Annotated in this window: 15 protein-coding genes and 2 pseudogenes; 14 read left to right on the forward strand and 3 right to left on the reverse strand. The window is 32.0% G+C overall.

The features are described from left to right. Positions 1 to 298: 298 nt before the first annotated feature. From prdC (ACK2WN_RS03300) to ACK2WN_RS03310, 3 genes are all read right to left on the reverse strand, one after another. On the reverse strand, positions 299 to 1600 hold the full coding sequence (gene prdC, locus ACK2WN_RS03300) for a proline reductase-associated electron transfer protein PrdC (protein WP_300529625.1): 1302 nt from the start codon (positions 1598 to 1600) through the stop codon (positions 299 to 301). 781 nt (positions 1601 to 2381) lie between these two features. Next, positions 2382 to 2630, reverse strand: coding sequence for a TIGR03905 family TSCPD domain-containing protein (locus ACK2WN_RS03305; protein ID WP_199647608.1), 249 nt, complete (start codon positions 2628 to 2630; stop codon positions 2382 to 2384). A 149-nt stretch (positions 2631 to 2779) separates the two neighbouring features. After that, positions 2780 to 3319 (reverse strand): DUF4364 family protein, encoded by a 540-nt coding sequence (locus ACK2WN_RS03310; RefSeq protein WP_329999821.1) that lies wholly within the window; start codon positions 3317 to 3319, stop codon positions 2780 to 2782. A gap of 154 nt (positions 3320 to 3473) precedes the next feature. On the opposite strand from ACK2WN_RS03310, the gene prdR reads away from it, so the two are divergent. The 14 genes and pseudogenes from prdR (at position 3474) to ACK2WN_RS03380 (ending at position 19327) form a co-directional block, all read left to right on the forward strand. Beyond that, a complete protein-coding gene (gene prdR, locus ACK2WN_RS03315; RefSeq protein WP_329999823.1) occupies positions 3474 to 5225 on the forward strand; it encodes a sigma-54 dependent transcriptional regulator PrdR in 1752 nt (583 codons plus the stop codon). A gap of 415 nt (positions 5226 to 5640) precedes the next feature. Continuing rightward, positions 5641 to 6933 carry a proline reductase-associated electron transfer protein PrdC gene (gene prdC, locus ACK2WN_RS03320; RefSeq protein WP_300529632.1) on the forward strand — a complete coding sequence of 431 codons (1293 nt, stop codon included), beginning with the start codon at positions 5641 to 5643 and terminating at the stop codon, positions 6931 to 6933. A gap of 50 nt (positions 6934 to 6983) precedes the next feature. Next, positions 6984 to 7403, forward strand: a pseudogene (locus ACK2WN_RS03325) (sugar transporter); the annotation flags it as partial. A gap of 173 nt (positions 7404 to 7576) precedes the next feature. Then, complete coding sequence (gene prdA / locus ACK2WN_RS03330; RefSeq protein WP_416154842.1) at positions 7577 to 9484, forward strand: D-proline reductase (dithiol) proprotein PrdA; 1908 nt, start codon at positions 7577 to 7579, stop codon at positions 9482 to 9484. A 61-nt stretch (positions 9485 to 9545) separates the two neighbouring features. Beyond that, positions 9546 to 9872, forward strand: coding sequence for a CBO2463/CBO2479 domain-containing protein (locus tag ACK2WN_RS03335; RefSeq protein ID WP_300529638.1), 327 nt, complete (start codon positions 9546 to 9548; stop codon positions 9870 to 9872). 74 nt (positions 9873 to 9946) lie between these two features. Then, positions 9947 to 10672 (forward strand): D-proline reductase (dithiol) protein PrdB, encoded by a 726-nt coding sequence (gene prdB, locus ACK2WN_RS03340; protein WP_300529640.1) that lies wholly within the window; start codon positions 9947 to 9949, stop codon positions 10670 to 10672. Between the two features lie 93 nt (positions 10673 to 10765). Then, a complete protein-coding gene (prdD, locus tag ACK2WN_RS03345) occupies positions 10766 to 11539 on the forward strand; it encodes a proline reductase cluster protein PrdD (RefSeq protein WP_300529642.1) in 774 nt (257 codons plus the stop codon). A gap of 18 nt (positions 11540 to 11557) precedes the next feature. Continuing rightward, on the forward strand, positions 11558 to 12028 hold the full coding sequence (locus ACK2WN_RS03350; protein WP_300529644.1) for a glycine/sarcosine/betaine reductase component B subunit: 471 nt from the start codon (positions 11558 to 11560) through the stop codon (positions 12026 to 12028). Positions 12029 to 12411: 383 nt separating this feature from the next. Continuing rightward, entirely contained in the window at positions 12412 to 13419 is a 1008-nt protein-coding gene (locus ACK2WN_RS03355; protein ID WP_300529646.1) for a proline racemase, read from the forward strand. Between the two features lie 176 nt (positions 13420 to 13595). Beyond that, positions 13596 to 14483 (forward strand): sulfite exporter TauE/SafE family protein, encoded by an 888-nt coding sequence (locus tag ACK2WN_RS03360; RefSeq protein ID WP_416154843.1) that lies wholly within the window; start codon positions 13596 to 13598, stop codon positions 14481 to 14483. A gap of 265 nt (positions 14484 to 14748) precedes the next feature. After that, positions 14749 to 15642 carry a sulfite exporter TauE/SafE family protein gene (locus tag ACK2WN_RS03365; RefSeq protein WP_300529650.1) on the forward strand — a complete coding sequence of 298 codons (894 nt, stop codon included), beginning with the start codon at positions 14749 to 14751 and terminating at the stop codon, positions 15640 to 15642. 550 nt (positions 15643 to 16192) lie between these two features. After that, positions 16193 to 16867, forward strand: a pseudogene (locus tag ACK2WN_RS03370) (sulfite exporter TauE/SafE family protein); the annotation flags it as partial. A gap of 685 nt (positions 16868 to 17552) precedes the next feature. Then, positions 17553 to 18464, forward strand: coding sequence for a sulfite exporter TauE/SafE family protein (locus ACK2WN_RS03375; protein WP_416154844.1), 912 nt, complete (start codon positions 17553 to 17555; stop codon positions 18462 to 18464). Positions 18465 to 18757: 293 nt separating this feature from the next. Next, positions 18758 to 19327 carry a class I SAM-dependent methyltransferase gene (locus tag ACK2WN_RS03380; protein ID WP_300529654.1) on the forward strand — a complete coding sequence of 190 codons (570 nt, stop codon included), beginning with the start codon at positions 18758 to 18760 and terminating at the stop codon, positions 19325 to 19327. Positions 19328 to 19360 lie beyond the last annotated feature (33 nt).

A 19360-nucleotide genomic window follows, 5' to 3' on the forward strand; every position in this document is an offset into this window, starting at 1 on the left:
GTAAACAATTTACAAATATAAATCAAAATAAATATTTCTCCAATAAAAAAAGAGCTCACTACAATATTCTTGCATCAGCGTAGCTTTCTATATAAATATTAATCAAATTGAGATTTTGGCATATTGAATGTAGGGATAAAGAAAGAGGGCTCGGATGTAGGAAAGACATCCAAGCCCTCTTTTGTTGGTTATATTTTAAAAGGTTAATTTTGCAATCATATTAATTAATTACTAAGTATGTGACTTTTAAATCACGATTATATATTTATATTTTAAAAAGTTTAAATCTTATAGATTTTTAGTTTTTGATTTTTCTTATAAGCATCATTCCTACTGATCTTAAAGCGGCATCTGTACAGTGGAATACTGGTACTTTAAGCTGAGGAGCACAAGACATTACTGTGTTTGAACAGTCAGTACAGTTACTTATAAGTATAGCTTCTGCACCAGCTCTCTTTAAGTTCATAACTTTCTGAACCTGTCCTGGACAGTGTCCTGGGTTTTCACATTTACGAGAACCGTTTTTCATTTCTATAGCCTGTTTACAGTATTCTACACCAACTATTTCTTTGGCACCCATACTTTCAGCTAACTGTTCTAGTCTTTCTTTGTTTCCACCACAAGCACAAACTAGAAGTCCCATTTTTTCAGGAGCTTTCCAGAATGGATTAGTAACTATTATACCACCTGTAGTTTTAACAACTGGAGATTCTAATGTAGTTCTCTTTCCTGTGAAAGGTCCACCCATTATTATTTCTCCGTATTCTTCTGTAGCTAGTCCACCAGCTCTTTCTATCATTTCACCAACAGTAGTACCTATTGGAACATTTCTAAATGTTTTTATGTTTTCGCCGTTTATTAAACCAGCAACAGTCATATCTTTGTCTATTAGAGGTTTTTTGAACTCTATAGCTTCCTGAATTCTGTATAATGTTTCAAGGTTTATAACTATTGCATCAGCAGCAAGAGGAAGATCAGTTACGTTTAATAAAGTACCTAAAGCTTCTCTTATTAATGCTCTTTCTTCACCCATTGGGTACATGTTTTCAAGGCCATGTATAGTTATGTTATCGCAGTCTATAGCAGCTTCAAGCTTAGCTATTTCTTCTGTGTGTAAGCTCTTTATACCTATTATAGCTCTTTCTGCGTTAACCATATCCATTACAGTTTTAATGCTTTTTATTACGTATTCAGCATTTTCGTTTATATATCTCATATTGTGATCTAGTATTGGTTCACATTCAGCGGCATTTATAAGAAGTACGCCACCTTTTTCAAATGGTTTACCAAGTTTTACGTGAGTAGGGAATCCTGCACCACCAAGTCCAACTATACCAGCTTCTCTAACAAGGTCTATTGGTTCAGTTGAAGTTAATTCAACGAATTTGTCATCCTGTTCTTCATTAGCTTTTATAGTTATTTTTTTATCATCTATAGACTCTACAACTCCGTAGATACTAGCGTGTATATTCTGACCAAGTTTTCCATCTGGACATTTAGCTATAAGCTGTCCTCTTTTTACTTCTTCGCCAACTACAACAACTGGTTCACTAGGTGCTCCAACGCCCTGGCTAAGTAAAAAATCGTAATTTATCTGCATGTGGAATAGCCTCCTTAATATTCTTCAAATAAACCGATATACTGGAAAAACAGACACAATGATAAGTATTTGTATAATGTTAGTTGGGGATTAACACTAAATGAAAATAGTTTAATTTTAATTTACAACATACAAACTAATTAATTAATATAATTTTAATCAACACAAACCACAAAACCTAAAAAATAAATATAAAAAAGCGCGACAGAAAGGGTGATTTTTATTCCCTTTTATTATATAATATTTATAGGCTGAGATGATTTGTTTTCCAGTTATCGGAGTTATCGGCTACGAAAGTTATAAATTGAATTTTGGGAAGTCAAGTTATTTTTCGTATCTGCAAACATGAAACAAATAGTTTCAGCTTTTTTTAATTAACAGCTTGTACTTGTATTAAAATTTTAACTTATCAAATCAAAACTTACAAAAGTAAGTGTCATTTGATGTTGTCTGATTATATTTTTGTTGACACATTCAATTTAAACCATATATGTATAATAGTCAATAAGCTTGATTATTGATATTTACGGATGTATGATTTCAGAACTATCGAAAAAAATTATAACAATTTAAATTTAAATAAAAAAATGCTAAAAACGTTTGTAAAATAGCGAAAGTTATAGAATTGACAAAGGATAAAGTAAGAATTGGTTTTATGATTAAATCAATAGTTATTAAAAGATGTATAGAAAAAAAGAATAATAAAAACGGGTATATCCAAATAATTATATTGTTATTTAGAGATACCCGTTTTTTTATTTTATGTTTATATTCTTTTATTTTATAAATTTTCTTTTATTGCTTTTGAAAGCTGGTCTGGACATGATGTAGGTCTGTTTCCACAAGTGTTTCCTTCTAATAAGTCAGCTACGTGCTGAGCATCCATACCTTCTATTAGTTTAGCTATACCTTTAAGGTTTCCGTTGCATCCAGCTGTGAAAACAACATTGTGTAGTTTGTTGTTGTCGTCTATTTCAAATTCCATCATTTTGCAACATACACCACTTGGTGCAAAAGTAACTTTTTTCATTATATCAATCTCCTTTTAAAGTAAAATATTCAATAAAATAAGGGACTAGGTCCCTTTTTCATTTTAAGATTATAACACATCTAAAGTTGAATGGTAAACATTATATATAAAAAGAAATGTTAAATTAAAGAATAACTATAAAATTAACTTTAAATATCTCTTTTTTCTATTAATAGAGAGATTATCTCTGTGTACATTTCAGATGCATTTTTTTTCCAATTATTACATATGCTGTTTGCCTGCTTTTCAGAAGATACATTTAGGTTTAAATCTATAAGGTTTGACTGCTCCTCAACAACTCTTAGATTTACTATGTATTCGTTTTCGCTCTGTTTAACAAAGCTAGATTTAATCTGAGTATCGGCAAGAAGATTGCCTTTATTTGCATTTATATATTTGTCTACTTTTTCGACAACAGTTTCAGGAATTCTAGAAGAGAAGTAATCGTGCGAGTCCTCTCCATTTAATGTAAGAGTGTAGTATTCCCTACCAGATTCTTTATATGTCGCAATTAGTTTGCTGTCTGTAAGCTCAGAAAGCAGCGATTGAAGAGAAAAGTAGTTCATCATCTCTGTATCCAATACTACCTGAGTTATCTGTGAATTTGTTAAAGGCATTTCCGCTTTTTTTAATATATGTAAAATCAAAAGTTTATGATATACAATTTCTTCTGACGAGTTTTCAAACATTTCATCACTCCCTCTCAATGATTGTATAATAATATATTAAACTAAAATCGTCTAAATTTAAAGAGAATTTACTTATTTTTAAACGCTATCTTACATAAGCTAGTCATCTGTTATGGTATAATGAAAATATAAAATAGATTTGGATGGTGATGCGATGTTTTCTATACCGGAAATGAAAAATGTTGAAGACGTTATGGATATAAATTTTAATACGATAAATGAAAATGAGTCGGTAAAGAATGCAGTGAGTGAGATTATAAAGGCGAATAAAAAGACTTTGGTTGCACTCAATGACGATGGTGATATGAGTGGAATAATTTCTATAACGGATATTCATAATGTAGGCCTTAAAAATGAAGGAATTGAAGACGTAAAAATAAAGGATATAATGAAGAAAAATGTTGTAAGCGTAAAGAAAGGTATGCCTATAGATGAGTGTAGGAATCTTATGATAAAGGAAAATATAGGTATTCTCCCAGTTGTAGACAATTTTGGGAAGATACTTGGTATTTTAAGACAGGAGCATATAAGAGATTACCTTTATATGCAGCTTGAAGAATACGGGATTACGCTTAAATATATAATAGGACATATTAAGGAAGGAATTTGTGCTGTAAATGATGAAGGAGTTGTTATTTTATGGAACAGCTTCATGGAAGAAAGATACGGTATAAAATCAGAAGAGATTGTAGGTAGACCTATAAGCGATTTTCTTGAAGATACTATTTGTGAGAGAGTTCTTAGAAGAAGAATTGGGATAAGTGACGTTTATTCTACATATAAGAAGCAAGATATGTACGGACTTGTACACGCAAATCCAATTTTCTTTGGTGGAGAGTTTGTAGGAGTTGTATGTACGGAGCTAGATGTTACAGAGGCTAGAAATTTATCTTTTGAGCTAGAAAAAACTAATGAAAAGCTTAAATATCTTCAGGATGAGGTAAAGAATTTATCTAATGGTGTTTTTGAAGGTATTTTAGGAAAGAGCGATAAGATAGAAAAGGCTAAGGCTATTGCTAAACAGGTTGCAAAGACTAGCAGTAGTATATTTATTTGGGGAGAGAGTGGTACTGGTAAAGAGGTGTTCTCTAGAGCTATACATGAGCAGAGTGGTAGAAAAGGGGCTTTTGTTCCAGTTAACTGTAGTGCTATCCCAGCTGAATTATTTGAAAGTGAGTTCTTTGGATATGAGTCTGGAGCGTTCACTGGAGCTAATAAAAAAGGTAAGAGTGGTATTTTTGAACTTGCAAAAGATGGGACTGTGTTCTTAGATGAGATTGCAGATCTTCCTTTAAATATGCAGGCTAAGCTTCTGAGGGTTCTTCAGGAGAAGGAAGTCAGAAGGGTTGGGGGAGAAAAAACTATAAAGATAAATCCTAGAATTATCTCTGCAACAAATAAAGATCTTGAAAAGATGGTAAAAGAAGAGAAGTTTAGAGAGGATTTATACTATAGATTAAATGTCGTTGAGATAAAAATTCCTCCATTAAGAGAGAGAAAAGAGGATATTGCTATTCTATTACATCATTTTTTAGATGAGATGTGTAGGGAGAATGGCAAGCCACGTCTTACATTGAGTAAAGAAGCGTATAAGATTTTGGAAAACTATAGATGGAAGGGTAATATAAGGGAATTAAAAAATACTGTAGAAAATATGGTTGTATTATCGGACTCTTCTATAATAGAAAAAGACGATATACCTAATTATATAGTAGAAAGTGCAAAAAATTCTACTGACGATGAAGATTATCCTCTTGATTTAACTTCTGCTATAGAAAAATTAGAAATAAAAAATATTACAAAAGCTTTAGAGATGTCAAATGGCAATAAGGCTAAAGCAGCAAAAATATTAAATATTCCAAGAACTACGCTGTATTATAAATTAGATTTATATGGAATTAAATAGATTTATAAATTAATTTAATTATAGATGCAAATTTAAAAAATAATTTTTTAACTATAAAAAAAAGCTATAAAAGAGATATTTTATAAAAATTGGCTAAAAAACGTCTAAAAATCGACGAAACGTCTAAAAATCGACGGAAGTTATATAATTATCTAACGAATAGCTAAAAATAAACAAAAGGTGTTAGTTTATTTAAAGTTTTAGACTGATAAAACGTTAAACTGTCGAAAATCTGACATAAATAACTGTGAAAACGCTTGTATTTATCACTTTAACTTGGTATAATTAATTTAAAGATATGACTAAATATCGAGCAATTTCAATGTTATTATAGAAAAAAACATTAGTTGTGAACTTTGGCATAGAAATTGCTTATAATTAATAGTGCGACAGATTAATATGGGGGTGATTTAATATGGTACTTAGATTAGAACTAAGACAGCATGTTGGTGCTCCTTGCCGGCCTATAGTAAGTGTTGGGGAACATGTAAAAAAAGGTCAGCTAATAGCAGAACCAACAGGTCTAGGTGCTAACATCCACTCTTCAGTATACGGTACAGTTAAAGAAATAACTGAAACAGCTATACTTATAGAAGCGGATGAAGAACAGCCTGAAGAATTCGTTAAGATAAAAGATACAGAATCTAATCTTGACGCAATAATAGAAGCAGGTGTAGTTGGAGCAGGTGGGGCAGGATTCCCAGCTGGTATAAAATTCAAAGGTGATATAGAAGGTGGTTACGTAATCGTAAACGCAGCTGAATGTGAACCTATACTAGCTCACAACATGGCTTACATAGAAGACCATGCAGAAGAATTAGTAAGAGGACTTAAATATTTATTAGAAATAACTAAAGCTGCTAAAGGTTATATAGCTATAAAACCTCATCACACAAAACAGCTTATAGCTCTAGGAAAAGCAACTAAAAATGAAGATAATATAGAAATAAAATATCTTCCAAATATGTATCCAGCAGGAGATGAAAGAGTTATAGTTAGAGAATTACTAGGAGTTGAACTTGAACCAGGTCAGCTTCCAAGTGTAGCAAAAGCTATAATATCAAATGTTGAAACAGTTAAAAATGTAGTTGCAGCTATAGAAGAAAGAAGACCAGTTATAACCAAAGATTTAACAGTAGCTGGTAGAGTTAAAGATGCAGATGCTCAGACTGGTAGAGTATTCTTAAACGTTCCAATAGGAATGCCTGTAAGTTACTTCATAGACCAGTGTGGTGGAATATTAGAACCATATGGTGAAATAGTTCTTGGTGGACCTTTCACAGGTAAACATGGAGAATTAGATTCACCTGTAACAAAAACATTAGGTGGTATAATCGTATCTATGCCGCTAATGCAGGAAAAAAGAAAATTAGGAATCATCTGCTGTGAATGTGGAGCTCAGGAAGCAAGACTACACGAAATAGCTTCTCTTATGGGTGCAGAAGTAGTTGCAGAAGAAAGATGTAAGAGAATGACAGATGATGGTAGAGGAAGATACAGATGTTCACTTCCTGGTATATGTCCAGGACAGGCAGAAACAGTTCTAAAACTTAAGAGTCACGGTGCTGAAGCGTTACTAATAAGTAACTGCGAAGACTGAACAAACACAGTTATGCAAGTGGCACCTAGGTTAGGATTGCCTGTATATCACAGTACAGATCATTCATTAAGAGCAAGCGGACATAGATTATACAGAAGAAAAAAATAAAACAGATCTTATAATCTAATAAGATAGTAAACAACAGGGGGTTTATTATTATGTCTATAACAATCGAAACAGCAAAAGCTCATGCAAATGATCCAGCAGTTACATGCTGCAGATTTGAAGAAGGAACAGTAGTTGAACCAGCAAATCTTGAAGATCCAGCTATATTCCCAGATTTAGTTGAATCAGGATTACTAGTTCTTCCAGAAAATACATTAACAATAGGACAGATTTTAGGAGCTAAATTAACTAAAACTTGTGATGCTTTAACAGCTCTTACTCCAGAAAATGCTGAAGGATTCTCAGCAGGAGAAGAAGCAGATGATGAAGAAGTTGAAGTTGTAGAAAGCGAAATAGTAGAATCTAATCCAGTTGCTCCAGCAGCAACAACAGTAAGTGTAAGTTCTGGATACTTAAAACTTCACATTGGGGAAGGAAAAGATATAGACTTACAGATTCCATTAGGTGTAGCAGCCGCTATGGAATTATAATAACCAAGTGAATTATTAAAATTCAAATATATACAACATAGTAATCTACCGGTGCTCTAAAATAGAGCACCGGATAATCAAAGTCAAGTTGCTTATAATAATGAGTGCTTGAACTCAGATTAGATAAAAAAATAAATTTTAGGAGGTATTTTGCTATGTCAATAACTGTAGAAACAGCTCAGGCCCACGCTAATGACCCAGCAGTAACATGCTGCAGATTCGAAGCAGGGACAGTGGTAGAACCATCTAATTTAGAAGATCCAGCTATATTCCCAGATTTAGTTGAATCAGGATTATTAGTTTTACCAGAAAACACATTAACAATAGGACAGGTTTTAGGTGCTAAATTAACTAAAACTTGTGATGCTTTAACAGCTCTTACTCCAGAAAATGTTGAAGGATTCTCAGCAGGAGCAGTAGAAGAAGAAGCTGAAGAAGAAGTAGTTGAAGAAGCTCCAGTAGTTGAAGCAGCTCCAGCTCCAGTAGCTCCAGCAGCAGGTGGAGTATTTAAACTTCACATAGGAGAAGGTAAAGATATAAACTTAGAAATACCTTTAGGTGTAATGGGTGGTGCAGCAGCTCCAGTAGCAGCAGCTCCAGTAGCAGAAGCAGCAGTTCCAGCTGTTGAAGAAGCTAAAAAAGAAGAAACAAAATTAATAAGAAGCTTAACTAAAAAACATTTCAAAATAGACAAAGTTGTATTTGGTGAAGAAACTAAAATAGAAGGAACAACTTTAACTATAAGAAATCCTGAAGAATTATGCAAAGAAGCAGTAGAAACTCAGGAATTAGTATATGACATGAAGTTAGATATAATAACTCCAGACAGATACAACGAATATTCAGAAGCTATACTTGACATACAGCCAATAGCTACTAAAGAAGAAGGTAGTGAACTTGGTGAAGGTGTTACAAGAACTATAGATGGTGCTATAATGGTATTATCTGGAACAGATGCTAACGGAGTTCAGATAGGTGAATTCGGTTCTTCTGAAGGTGAAATGTCTACTACAATGATGTGGGGTAGACCAGGTGCAGCTGATAAAGGTGAAATATTTATAAAAGGTCAGGTTACTATAAAAGAAGGTACTAACATGGAAAGACCAGGACCTATAGCAGCTCACAAAGCATTTGACCACATAACTCAGGAAATAAGAGAAGCATTAAAGAAAGCTGATGAATCTCTAGTAGTTGATACTGAAACTATAGATCAGTACAGAAGAGAAGGTAAAAAGAAAATAGTTATAGTTAAAGAAATAATGGGACAGGGTGCTATGCACGATAACTTAATATTACCATCTGAACCAGTTGGTACATTAGGTGCTAGACCAAACGTTGACTTAGGTAACGTTCCAGTTGTTTTATCTCCATTAGAAGTATTAGACGGTGGTATACATGCATTAACTTGTATAGGACCTGCTTCAAAAGAAATGTCTAGACATTACTGGAGAGAACCATTAGTATTAAGAGCTATGGAAGATGAAGAAGTAGACTTAGTAGGTGTTGTATTCGTAGGATCTCCACAGGCTAACTCTGAAAAATTCTATGTATCTAAGAGATTAGGTATGTTAGTTGAAGCTATGGAAGTTGACGGTGCTGTAGTTACTACAGAAGGATTCGGTAACAACCATATAGACTTCGCTTCTCATATAGAACAGATAGGTATGAGAGGAATACCAGTAGTAGGTGTATCTTTCTGTGCAGTACAGGGTGCACTAGTTGTTGGTAACAAATACATGACTCACATGGTAGATAACAACAAATCTAGACAGGGTATAGAAAACGAAATACTTGGAAACAACACATTAGCTCCAGAAGAAGCTATAAGAATAATGTGCATGCTTAAAAATGCTATGGCTGGTGTTGAAGTTAAAGCTCCAGAAAGAAAATGGAACCCTAACGTTAAATTAAACAACATAGAAGCTATAGAAAAAGAATTAGGAATAAAAATAGAATTAGAAGACAACGAAACTGTACTTCCAACATCTAAGAAGAGAAGAGAAATCTACGAAAAAGATGATATAGAAGCAGGAATAGTTGAAGTTAAAGAAATAGAAAAATAAGAATTCTATTATAAACTTCTAAAATGATAATAAATTGAACTAACAAGAAAGAGGTATCTAAATGGAAAAATTAAGATATGTCTCTTCAGAATCATACTTCGAAGGTGTTATAGTTGAAATACACGATGGTGCATTTACTATAGATCTTAAAGGTAGACTTGGACAGTTCAAAATACCTAGCAGAATGCTTATAACTGACTACGAACCAAAGATAGGACAAGAAGTTGGATTTATGCTAAGTTATCCTGAGGTATTAAGTCCAGAACCCAATCCAGAGTATGTAGCCAACATTCTGAGAGAAGAAAAGAAAAAAGCCGAAATACAGGCTAGAACTAGAGAAAATCTTAAAAAGCAACTTCTAAAAGAAATTGAAGAAGAAAGCAAATAAGAAATCTAAAATTGTAAACAACATAAACTTAAAAATATAAAATTAAGTTTTATTTTGAAGGGAGAGATAATACAATGAGTCTTACAACAGTAAAAGGACTTCAGTCTGAAATATTCGTTCCAATAACACCTCCTCCAGTTTGGACTCCTGTAACTAAAGAATTAAAAGATATGGTTATAGCGTTAGCTTCAGCTGCAGGTGTACATATGAAAACTGACAAAAGATTTAACCTAGCTGGTGATACATCTTTCAGAATGGTACCAGATACAGCTACTCCAGCTGATTTAATGGTATCTCATGGTGGATATGACAACTCTGACGTTAACAGAGACGTTAACTGCATGTTCCCAATAGAAAGATTACATGAATTAGCAGCAGAAGGATTCATAAAAGGTGTTGCACCAATGCACTACACATTCATGGGTGGTGGTGGTAACCAGCACGTATTCAAAGAAGAAACTGGTCCAGCTATAGCAGCTAGATTAAAAGAAGAAAATGTTGACGGTGTTGTTATGACAGCTGGTTGAGGTACTTGCCATAGAACTGCCGTGATCGTGCAGAGAGCAATAGAAGAAGCTGGTATACCAACAATAATAATAGCAGCTTTACCTCCAGTAGTTAGACAGAACGGATCTCCAAGAGCAGTTGCTCCAATGGTTCCAATGGGTGCTAATGCTGGTGAACCTCACAACGTTGAAATGCAGACAGGTATATTAAAAGCTACTTTACAGCAGTTAGTAGAAATACCATCAGCTGGTAAAATAGTTCCATTACCATTCGAATACCACGCTGCTATATAATTAGTGAGCTTAAATAGTGGGTTTATCCATTAAATAAAAATACCCCCTTTCCAGAATTCTGGGAAGGGGGTTTAAAAAAAGGTGGTCAATATTATGGAAGAGATAGTAATGAGAAGATTAGCTATTAAATCTTTCCACATAGAAGATGTGGAACTTGGATCTACTGTAGCTTTAAAAGGAAAAAAACTTCTATTAAATAAAAATAGAGTTCAGGAGCTTATAGATGCTGATGATTTAATAACTGATATTAAACTAGAAGTAATTGAACCTAAAGCTAAAAACCCTGGTGCTTATGACAGGGATATTAACACAATAATGGATATTATACCAATATCTACTAAAGTTCTAGGAACTCTTGGTGAAGGTCTTACACACACTTTAACAGGTGTTTATGTAATGCTTACAGGAGTTGATGAAGATGGAAGACAGATGCATGAATTTGGATCATCAGAAGGTAGACTTGCTGAACAGATGATACTAGGTAAATGTGGTACTCCATCAGAAAATGACTACATAATACACATGGATGTTACTATCAAAGGTGGACTTCCATACGATAGACATCTGCCAAATGCCTGCTTCAAAGCATGTGATGATTTTATCCAGGATATAAGAGCTATATTAAAGAGAGAAGATGGACGTCATGCTTCAGAATCTCATGAATTCTTCGATAAAGTTAGACCTGGTGCAAAAAAAGTTGTAATAGTTAAACAGATTGCTGGTCAGGGAGCAATGTATGACAATCAGCTATTCTCTGATGAGCCGAGTGGATTTGAAGGAGGAACATCTATTATAGATATGTGCAATATGCCAATGATACTTTCTCCTAATGAATATAGAGACGGTGCTCTTAGAGCGCTAGTATAAGGAAGGGGTTGGAAAATTATGGGTATAGGTCCTTCAACTAAAGAAACATCTTTACATCATTTCAGAGATCCTATTTTAGAAATATGCTCAGAAGATACTGACATAGATTTATTAGGTGTAGTAGTAGTAGGTACTCCTCAGGATAATAAATATAAAAATCTTGTTGGACAGAGAACAGCTCAGTGGTTAGAAGGTATGAGAGCTGATGGAGTAATACTATCTGCAGATGGATGGGGAAACTCACATGTTGACTATGCAAACACATTTGAAGAAATAGGTAAAAGAGGAATCCCAACAGTAGGGGTAACTTTTAATGGTACAAATGCAAAATTTGTAGTTACAAATGAATATATGGATACAATAGTAGATATAAACAAATCAGAATCTGGAACAGAAACAGAGATAGTAGGCGAAAATAACGTCGATAAAACTGATGCAAGAAAAGCACTTGCATTCCTTAAACTAAAAATGAGAAAACGGGGTAAATAGTTTTTTATATAACTATATTATCGAACTATAAAATGTCAGAATATAAATAATATACAAACTCAAATCTCAATAAAAGAATATATAGATAACATCTATAATAATTAAAAAAAATTATAATAAAATATTGATAAATAGATGACAAAATTATAATTTTATTATATAATAGAGATGTAAGGAAAAAGGTTTCAAATTAATAAAAGAAAAAGAAATTATACAATATATAATTGAAAATGAATAATATTAAGAAACTTAATTTAAAACTTTTTTATTATAACAGATAGTTTATTTTATAATTAACGTGTCTGTAATTAAATTCGCAAATAAGTCTTAACAAAGACTTAAAATATAATTGCCACAGGCAATAAACTAAGGGGGAAATTGTTATGAAATTTAGCAGAACAATTCAGGCTATAGACTCTCATACAGCTGGAGAAGCAACTAGAATAGTTGTAGGTGGAATACCAAATATAAAAGGTAATACAATGCCAGAAAAGAAACAGTACTTAGAAGATCACTTAGATCATATAAGAACAGCTATAATGTTAGAACCAAGAGGACACAATGATATGTTCGGTTCAGTTATGACTCAGCCATGTGATCCAGATGCTGACTTCGGTATAATATTCATGGACGGTGGCGGATACCTTAACATGTGTGGTCACGGTTCAATAGGTGCAATGACAGTTGCAGTTGAAACTGGTGTAGTTCCAATGGAAGAACCTATAACAAAAGTTGTTATGGAAGCTCCTGCAGGAATAATAAAAGGTGATGTTAAAGTAGAAAACGGAAAAGTTCAGTCTGTTTCTATATTCAACGTACCAGCATTCCTATACAAAAAAGATCAGGAAGTTGAATTACCAGGTGTAGGTAAAGTTAAATTCGATATATCATTCGGTGGATCTTTCTTCGCTATAGTACATGCTAGCCAGTTCGGATTAAAAATCGAACCTAAAAATGCAGCTAAATTAACTGATATGGCAATGGAATTAAGAGACATAATAAATAGAGAAATCGAAATACAGCACCCAACTCTAAAACATATAAAAACTGTAGACCTAGTTGAAATATGGGATGAACCAACTAATCCAGCAGCAACTTATAAAAACGTTGTTATATTCGGACAGGGACAGGTTGACAGATCTCCATGTGGAACAGGTACAAGTGCTAAATTAGCTACTTTACATGCTAGAGGAGAATTAAAAGAAGGCGAAAAATTCGTATATGAAAGTATATTAGGAACATTATTCGAAGGTGAAATAGTAGGAACTACTAAAGTTGGAGAATTCGATGCAGTATTACCAAAAATAACTGGTTCTGCTTACATGACAGGATTCAATAACTTCTTAATAGACGAAGATGACCCAGTTAAATATGGTTTCATATTAAAATAATATTGAGTTAAGAGTTCACATTTTATAAATAGTATTGAGTACGGTATATACGTATACCACATAACAAACTTAGTTAAATAGTTTTTATCTAGGAATGGTAATCTTACCATTCCTAGTTAAAACTTTTAAATTTTCAGAAAATAGAAAAAATATTAAAAAAGTGGGAGGTAGAGTAAATGGTCAATTTAGTCAGAATAGTATTAGGCGTTTTAACTGCTATATACGCAGTAATGTTTGGTAAAGATTATGTAGCATCTTCTAAAAATGGATTACTAGAAGCCGAAGAAGAAAAAAGTTGGATTAAACCAGGAATTATAGGACTTATAGCTAACTTCGGTGACACATTAGGAATAGGATCATTCGCACCAATAGTTGCAATGTCTAAATTCTCTAAAATGAAAGTTCACGACAAACAGATACCAGGTATGTTAAACGTATCATGTTGTATACCAGTCGTAACAGAAGCACTTTTAATGACAACTGCTATAGCAGTTGAACCGATAACATTAGTATCAATGCTTGCAGCAGCAGGTGCTGGTTCATATATAGGAGCAGGTATCATATCTAAAATGGATGAAAAGAAAATACAGTTAGTAATGGGTATCGCATTATTAGCTACAGCAATATTAATGTTCTTAGGATTACCTTGGGTTAACTTAATGCCAGGTGGAGGAAATGAAATAGGATTATCTGGTGTTAAATTAGTAATAGGTATAGTAGGTAACTTTATACTAGGAGCACTTATGACAGCTGGTATAGGTCTATATGCACCATGTATGGCACTAGTTTACTTCTTAGGAATGTCTCCAAAAGTTGCATTCCCAATAATGATGGGTTCTTGTGCAGTATTAATGCCAATAGCATCAGCTAAATTCATAAAAGAAGGACAGTTCCCAAGAAAAGCATCTTTAGCTATAACTATAGGTGGGGTTATAGGTGTATTCATAGCATTCTACCTAGTTAAATCTCTTCCAATGGATATACTAAAAGTATTAGTTATAATAGTTATACTTTATACTTCATTCACAATGTTAAAACCAGTATTAAGCAAAAAACAAGCTTAATTAAAAAATATAGAATCTACAAAATAAAAATCAACCGTTATGGAGAATTTCTCCATAACGGTTTTTTATTTGCTTATTTCTAGAATTATAAAAATAAATTGTCATAAACGATTTCCAATATATACAGAAATATGCAATTGTAGTATAATTAATACCGTCGCTTTCTTTGGGATTAACTGTGGAAATATGTTGATATCTTGAGGAAAAGTGGATAACTACAAAGGTATACCGGCAGCTATGTGCGCTGAATATATAGGAGGACAAAATGATAAATTTAATAAGAATTATACTACTATCATTTACCGGAATTCAGGGATTTTTAATGATTAGCGATTATTCTAAAGCCAAAAGAGAAAATCGACTAGAAGATGAAAGTTGTGTAAAAGCCGGAATAGCAGGAATGGTAGGGAACTTTTTTGACACATTGGGGGTAAGTTCCTTTGCTGTCATAATAGCTATGGGAAAAGCTATGAAGATGAAATTTAAGGATAAAGAGCTACCAGCGATGTTAAACGTATCTTGTGCGATACCAAATATAACGGAAGCACTTATATTTTTAACTGCAATAGAAGTAGATCCGACAACACTTGTATCTATGTTGATAGCTGCAGGAATGGGATCTTACATTGGAGCAGGAATTGTAGAAAAACTAGACGAAAAGAAAATACAATTAGCTATGGGAATAGCGCTGTTTATAACAGCGAGTGTGATATTTATGGGGCTTCCATGGGTAAATCTTCTTCCAGTTGGAGGAGAAAGCATAGGACTTTATGGCTCTAAACTGTTTATTGGAGTAACATTAAACTTCATATACGGAGCTTTAATGACTGCAGGAATAGGTCTATATGCACCATGTATGGCAACTACATACATACTTGGTATGTCGCCAAAATGTGCATTTCCAATAATGATGGGATCTTGCGCTGTACTTATGCCAATAGCGAGCACTAGATTTATAAAAGACGGGCACTATCCAAGAAAAACTTCACTATGGATAACAATAGGCGGTGTTGTAGGAGTATTTGCTGCAGCATATGTATTTAACTCAATGCCTATGAATATGGTAAAAGTATTATGTGTATTTGTAATATACTACACATCTTACGGAATGTTAAAGAAAGCATTAAAAAGAGAAAAAAGAGAATTAGCAGAAGTTTAATATAGAGATAAATTTATAAAACTTAAAAAAGATATTTTATATAGAAAAAAGATGTTTCGTATAGAAGCATCTTTTTTTATTGGATGTAGTTTTGAATTGTAATATATTAAATAACATATTACTTAAAAAATATTTTAAAATTGAAATATATGTGAAGTGTAAAAAGATAGTAAAAGTAAATTAAAAATAATTATAAATTAAAATAATAAAGAAATAAAAAGATAAAATTAAAATAGTAAAAAATAGAAAAATTGATTTTTGAGATAGAAACGGAATATATTAGCGATTAAAAAAGTGAAAAATATAAATAAAAATCTTGAAATTTTTTTGAAGTTTAAATAAATTAAAATACTTTAAATATGCTAAAGAAACGATTTTCTTGGTGATGAAACTAGTAGTTTTGATTATAATTAATTTGGATTATATTAAAAGTAAAGAGCTTAATAAATAAATGTAATTATTGTGATTTTAAAATAATTTATTGGCGATAAAAATCTATTGACACTTTAAAAAAAATAGTTAAAATAATAAGTTGTGGAGATAAAAGGATATAAATATAGGATGCTGTATTCCTGTAATGACAGAGGCATTTATATTCACAACTACAATAAAAGTAGATTCGACTACTCTTGTAGTAATGCTTGTATCTGCAGGTCTTGGCTCGTACATAGGGGCTGGAATTATATCAAAAATGGACGATAAAAAAGTTCAGTTAATAATGGGAATAGCATTATTTGTAACATCTGTGTTAATGTTCCTTGGATTACCTTGGGTAAATATGCTACCAGGTGGAGGAAATGAAATAGGATTAACAGGAACAAAACTAATAATAGGTGCGCTTGGAAACTTTATACTTGGTTCGCTTATGACAGCGGGAATTGGATTATATGCGCCATGTATGGCTCTTGTATACTTCCTAGGAATGTCTGCAAAAGTATCCTTCCCAATAATGATGGGATCTTGTGCAGTACTTATGCCAGTAGCTAGTATAAGATTCATAAAAGAAGGGAATTACCCAAGAAAAGCAACTTTAGGAATAACAATTTTTGGTATTTTTGGAGTGCTTATAGCAGCGTTATTAGTAAAAAATCTTCCTATGGACATGATGAAAGTGTTGGTTGTAATAGTAGTACTTTACACTTCTTATAGCATGTTAGCTCCACTTGCTAAAGCTAGAAAAGCTAAATTAGCAAAAGAAAATATAACAAGAGTAGTAAAAGAATAGGTATAAATAATAACTAAAAAAATACCTATAAAAAGTCCTAATAAAATAATAAACTTTAAATTAAAGATGTGTCGTGTACTTTCACTAAATATAGAAAGTATGCGGCACATTTTTATTTTGTTTGGAAAAGTTAGAAAAATATTTTTCAAATTCATTTCATTAAAAAATATATATAATTAAAAAAATCATCTAAAAATAATTTCTAAAAAAATTTTTAAAAGCATCAAAATACTTCAAAAAACGATTTTCTAGACAAAAAACAATAATATAAACTTATGAATAAAATATTGCAAGAATAAAAAGCTTGTTTACTAAATAACTCTAATTTATAGATACATAAATATTACTTATGTTAAAAAAGTGAAGATAAAATGAAATTATTCAGAAAAATTAAAATAATATAAAAAATAATTAAAAATATTACAAATAAATGGTGATTATATTAAGATAATAAATAAAAATTGTCTGGAAAAGAAATAAAATATTGCAAAAGATAAGAAGGCTTGTTATAATAATAACTTGTAAAGGGAAAACAATATCTATAGGTCTAAATAATTGATAACAAAAAAATATCAAACCTGTAGAAAAGTAAAATTTGCTTGAGTAAATTAAATTTATATTAGTAAAAAAAGAGAAAAAAACCGAGAACGAAAAAAAACTAAAAAATTAAAAAAGGAGAATTAAAATGGCAACTCTAATAAGAATAATGTTAATCGGATTTACATCTATGTTCGCTGTAGTTTTTGGTAAAGATTTTAAAAAGACTAAAGACGCAAATCAGCTAGAAAACGAAAGTTTCAAAAAATCAGGAGCAATAGGATTTGTAGCTAACTTTGCAGATACTCTAGGGATAGGTTCTTTCGCAATAGTTGTAGCTATGTCAAAAGCATTAAAATTAAATGTAAAAGACAAACACATACCAGGAATGCTTAACGTATCATGTACAATACCAGCAGTTTTAGAAGCACTTATATTCATAACATCAGTAAAAGTTAATCCAATAACACTTTTATCACTTCTAATAGCAGCTGCAGCAGGTTCTGTAATAGGAGCTAAAATAATATCAAAACTTGACGAATCAATAGTTCAGATAGTTATGGGTGTAGCTTTATTCATAACAGGTGTAGTAATGTTCTGTGGATTACCATGGATAAACTTAATGCCAGGTGGTGGAACTGCATTAGGATTAAACGGAACAAAATTAGTAATAGGTATAGTTGGTAACTTCATACTTGGAGCACTTATGACAGCAGGAATCGGACTATATGCACCATGTATGGCAATGCTTTACCTTTTAGGAATGTCAGAAAGAGCTGCATACCCAATAATGATGGGATCTTGTGCAATGTTACTTCCATTCTCAGGTATGGAATTCATAAAAGAAGGACAGTACCCAAGAAAATCTTCACTAGGAATAACTATAGGTGGTATATTTGGTGTGTTCATAGCAGCATTCATAGTTAAGAGCTTACCAATAAACATACTAAAAGTTTTAGTAATATGTGTAATATTCTACACAGCAACAACAATGTTAAAAGCAGGTTTAACAAAACTAAAAGAAAACAGAGTTGAAAGTATGGACTTAAATGTAGACTAGTATAAAAATTAATATATATTTATTGTGGAAAAGAGGGCTTTTGCGTTAATGCAAAGGTCCTTTTTTGAATTTAAAAAATACTGAAAAATCAAGCAATATCTTTTTATTTTTAAATCAAAAAAAGTATTGAATAGTTGAGGATTTGGGACTATAATCTATCATATGGAAGAAAATTAAATTAGGTTATTACATTTTATGTCCTTTATGATAAGGGATAGCTATTTTTGAGGTCCTTATTATATAAGGGCTATTTATTATTAATATTTTAAAAAAGGGTTAAAGAGGTGAATGTTGTGAAAAAAGTATTATTTCATTTAGCTGATGAAGATGAAAAGCTTAGCGGCAATGGAATTGATTTTCTTTTAAACCATCTTGACTACAGTATAGGTGAAAAAGTACTACTTGTAGGAGATATCGGACGTTTAGGAAAAGAGCTAAGATTAAGTGGTTTAAACGTAACAATACTTGAAGATTCAGATTATGAAGATATGTGCTATTCTCTAGTGCATAATGAAAACTGCGATTTTGTAAAAGGAAAATTAGAATATCTTCCTTTTGAAGACAATTATTTCAATAAGGTTATTGTTCTTGAACAGTTTAACCACACAAGCAATTACGAAAAGGCGTCTTCAGAAATAAGTAGGGTTCTAAAAAATAATGGGGAGCTTATACTTGAAGATCTTAATATGGACAATATAAAAAATAAGATGAAATATTTAAAGAGAAGAATATGTGGTCTTTGTGCAAATCACTGTAATCCAAGTGATATAAAGAGAATATTCTCTAATTTAAGATTTGATGGGGTAATGGAAGATTTCGAAAGCAAGAAATATGTTTATGTAGCTAGAAAGAGAATGTTATAATTCTTATAGCGATAAATATAAAAAGCAACATTA

This window comes from Peptacetobacter sp. AB800, assembly GCF_047807365.1.
Taxonomy (GTDB): Bacteria; Bacillota; Clostridia; order Peptostreptococcales; family Peptostreptococcaceae; genus Peptacetobacter.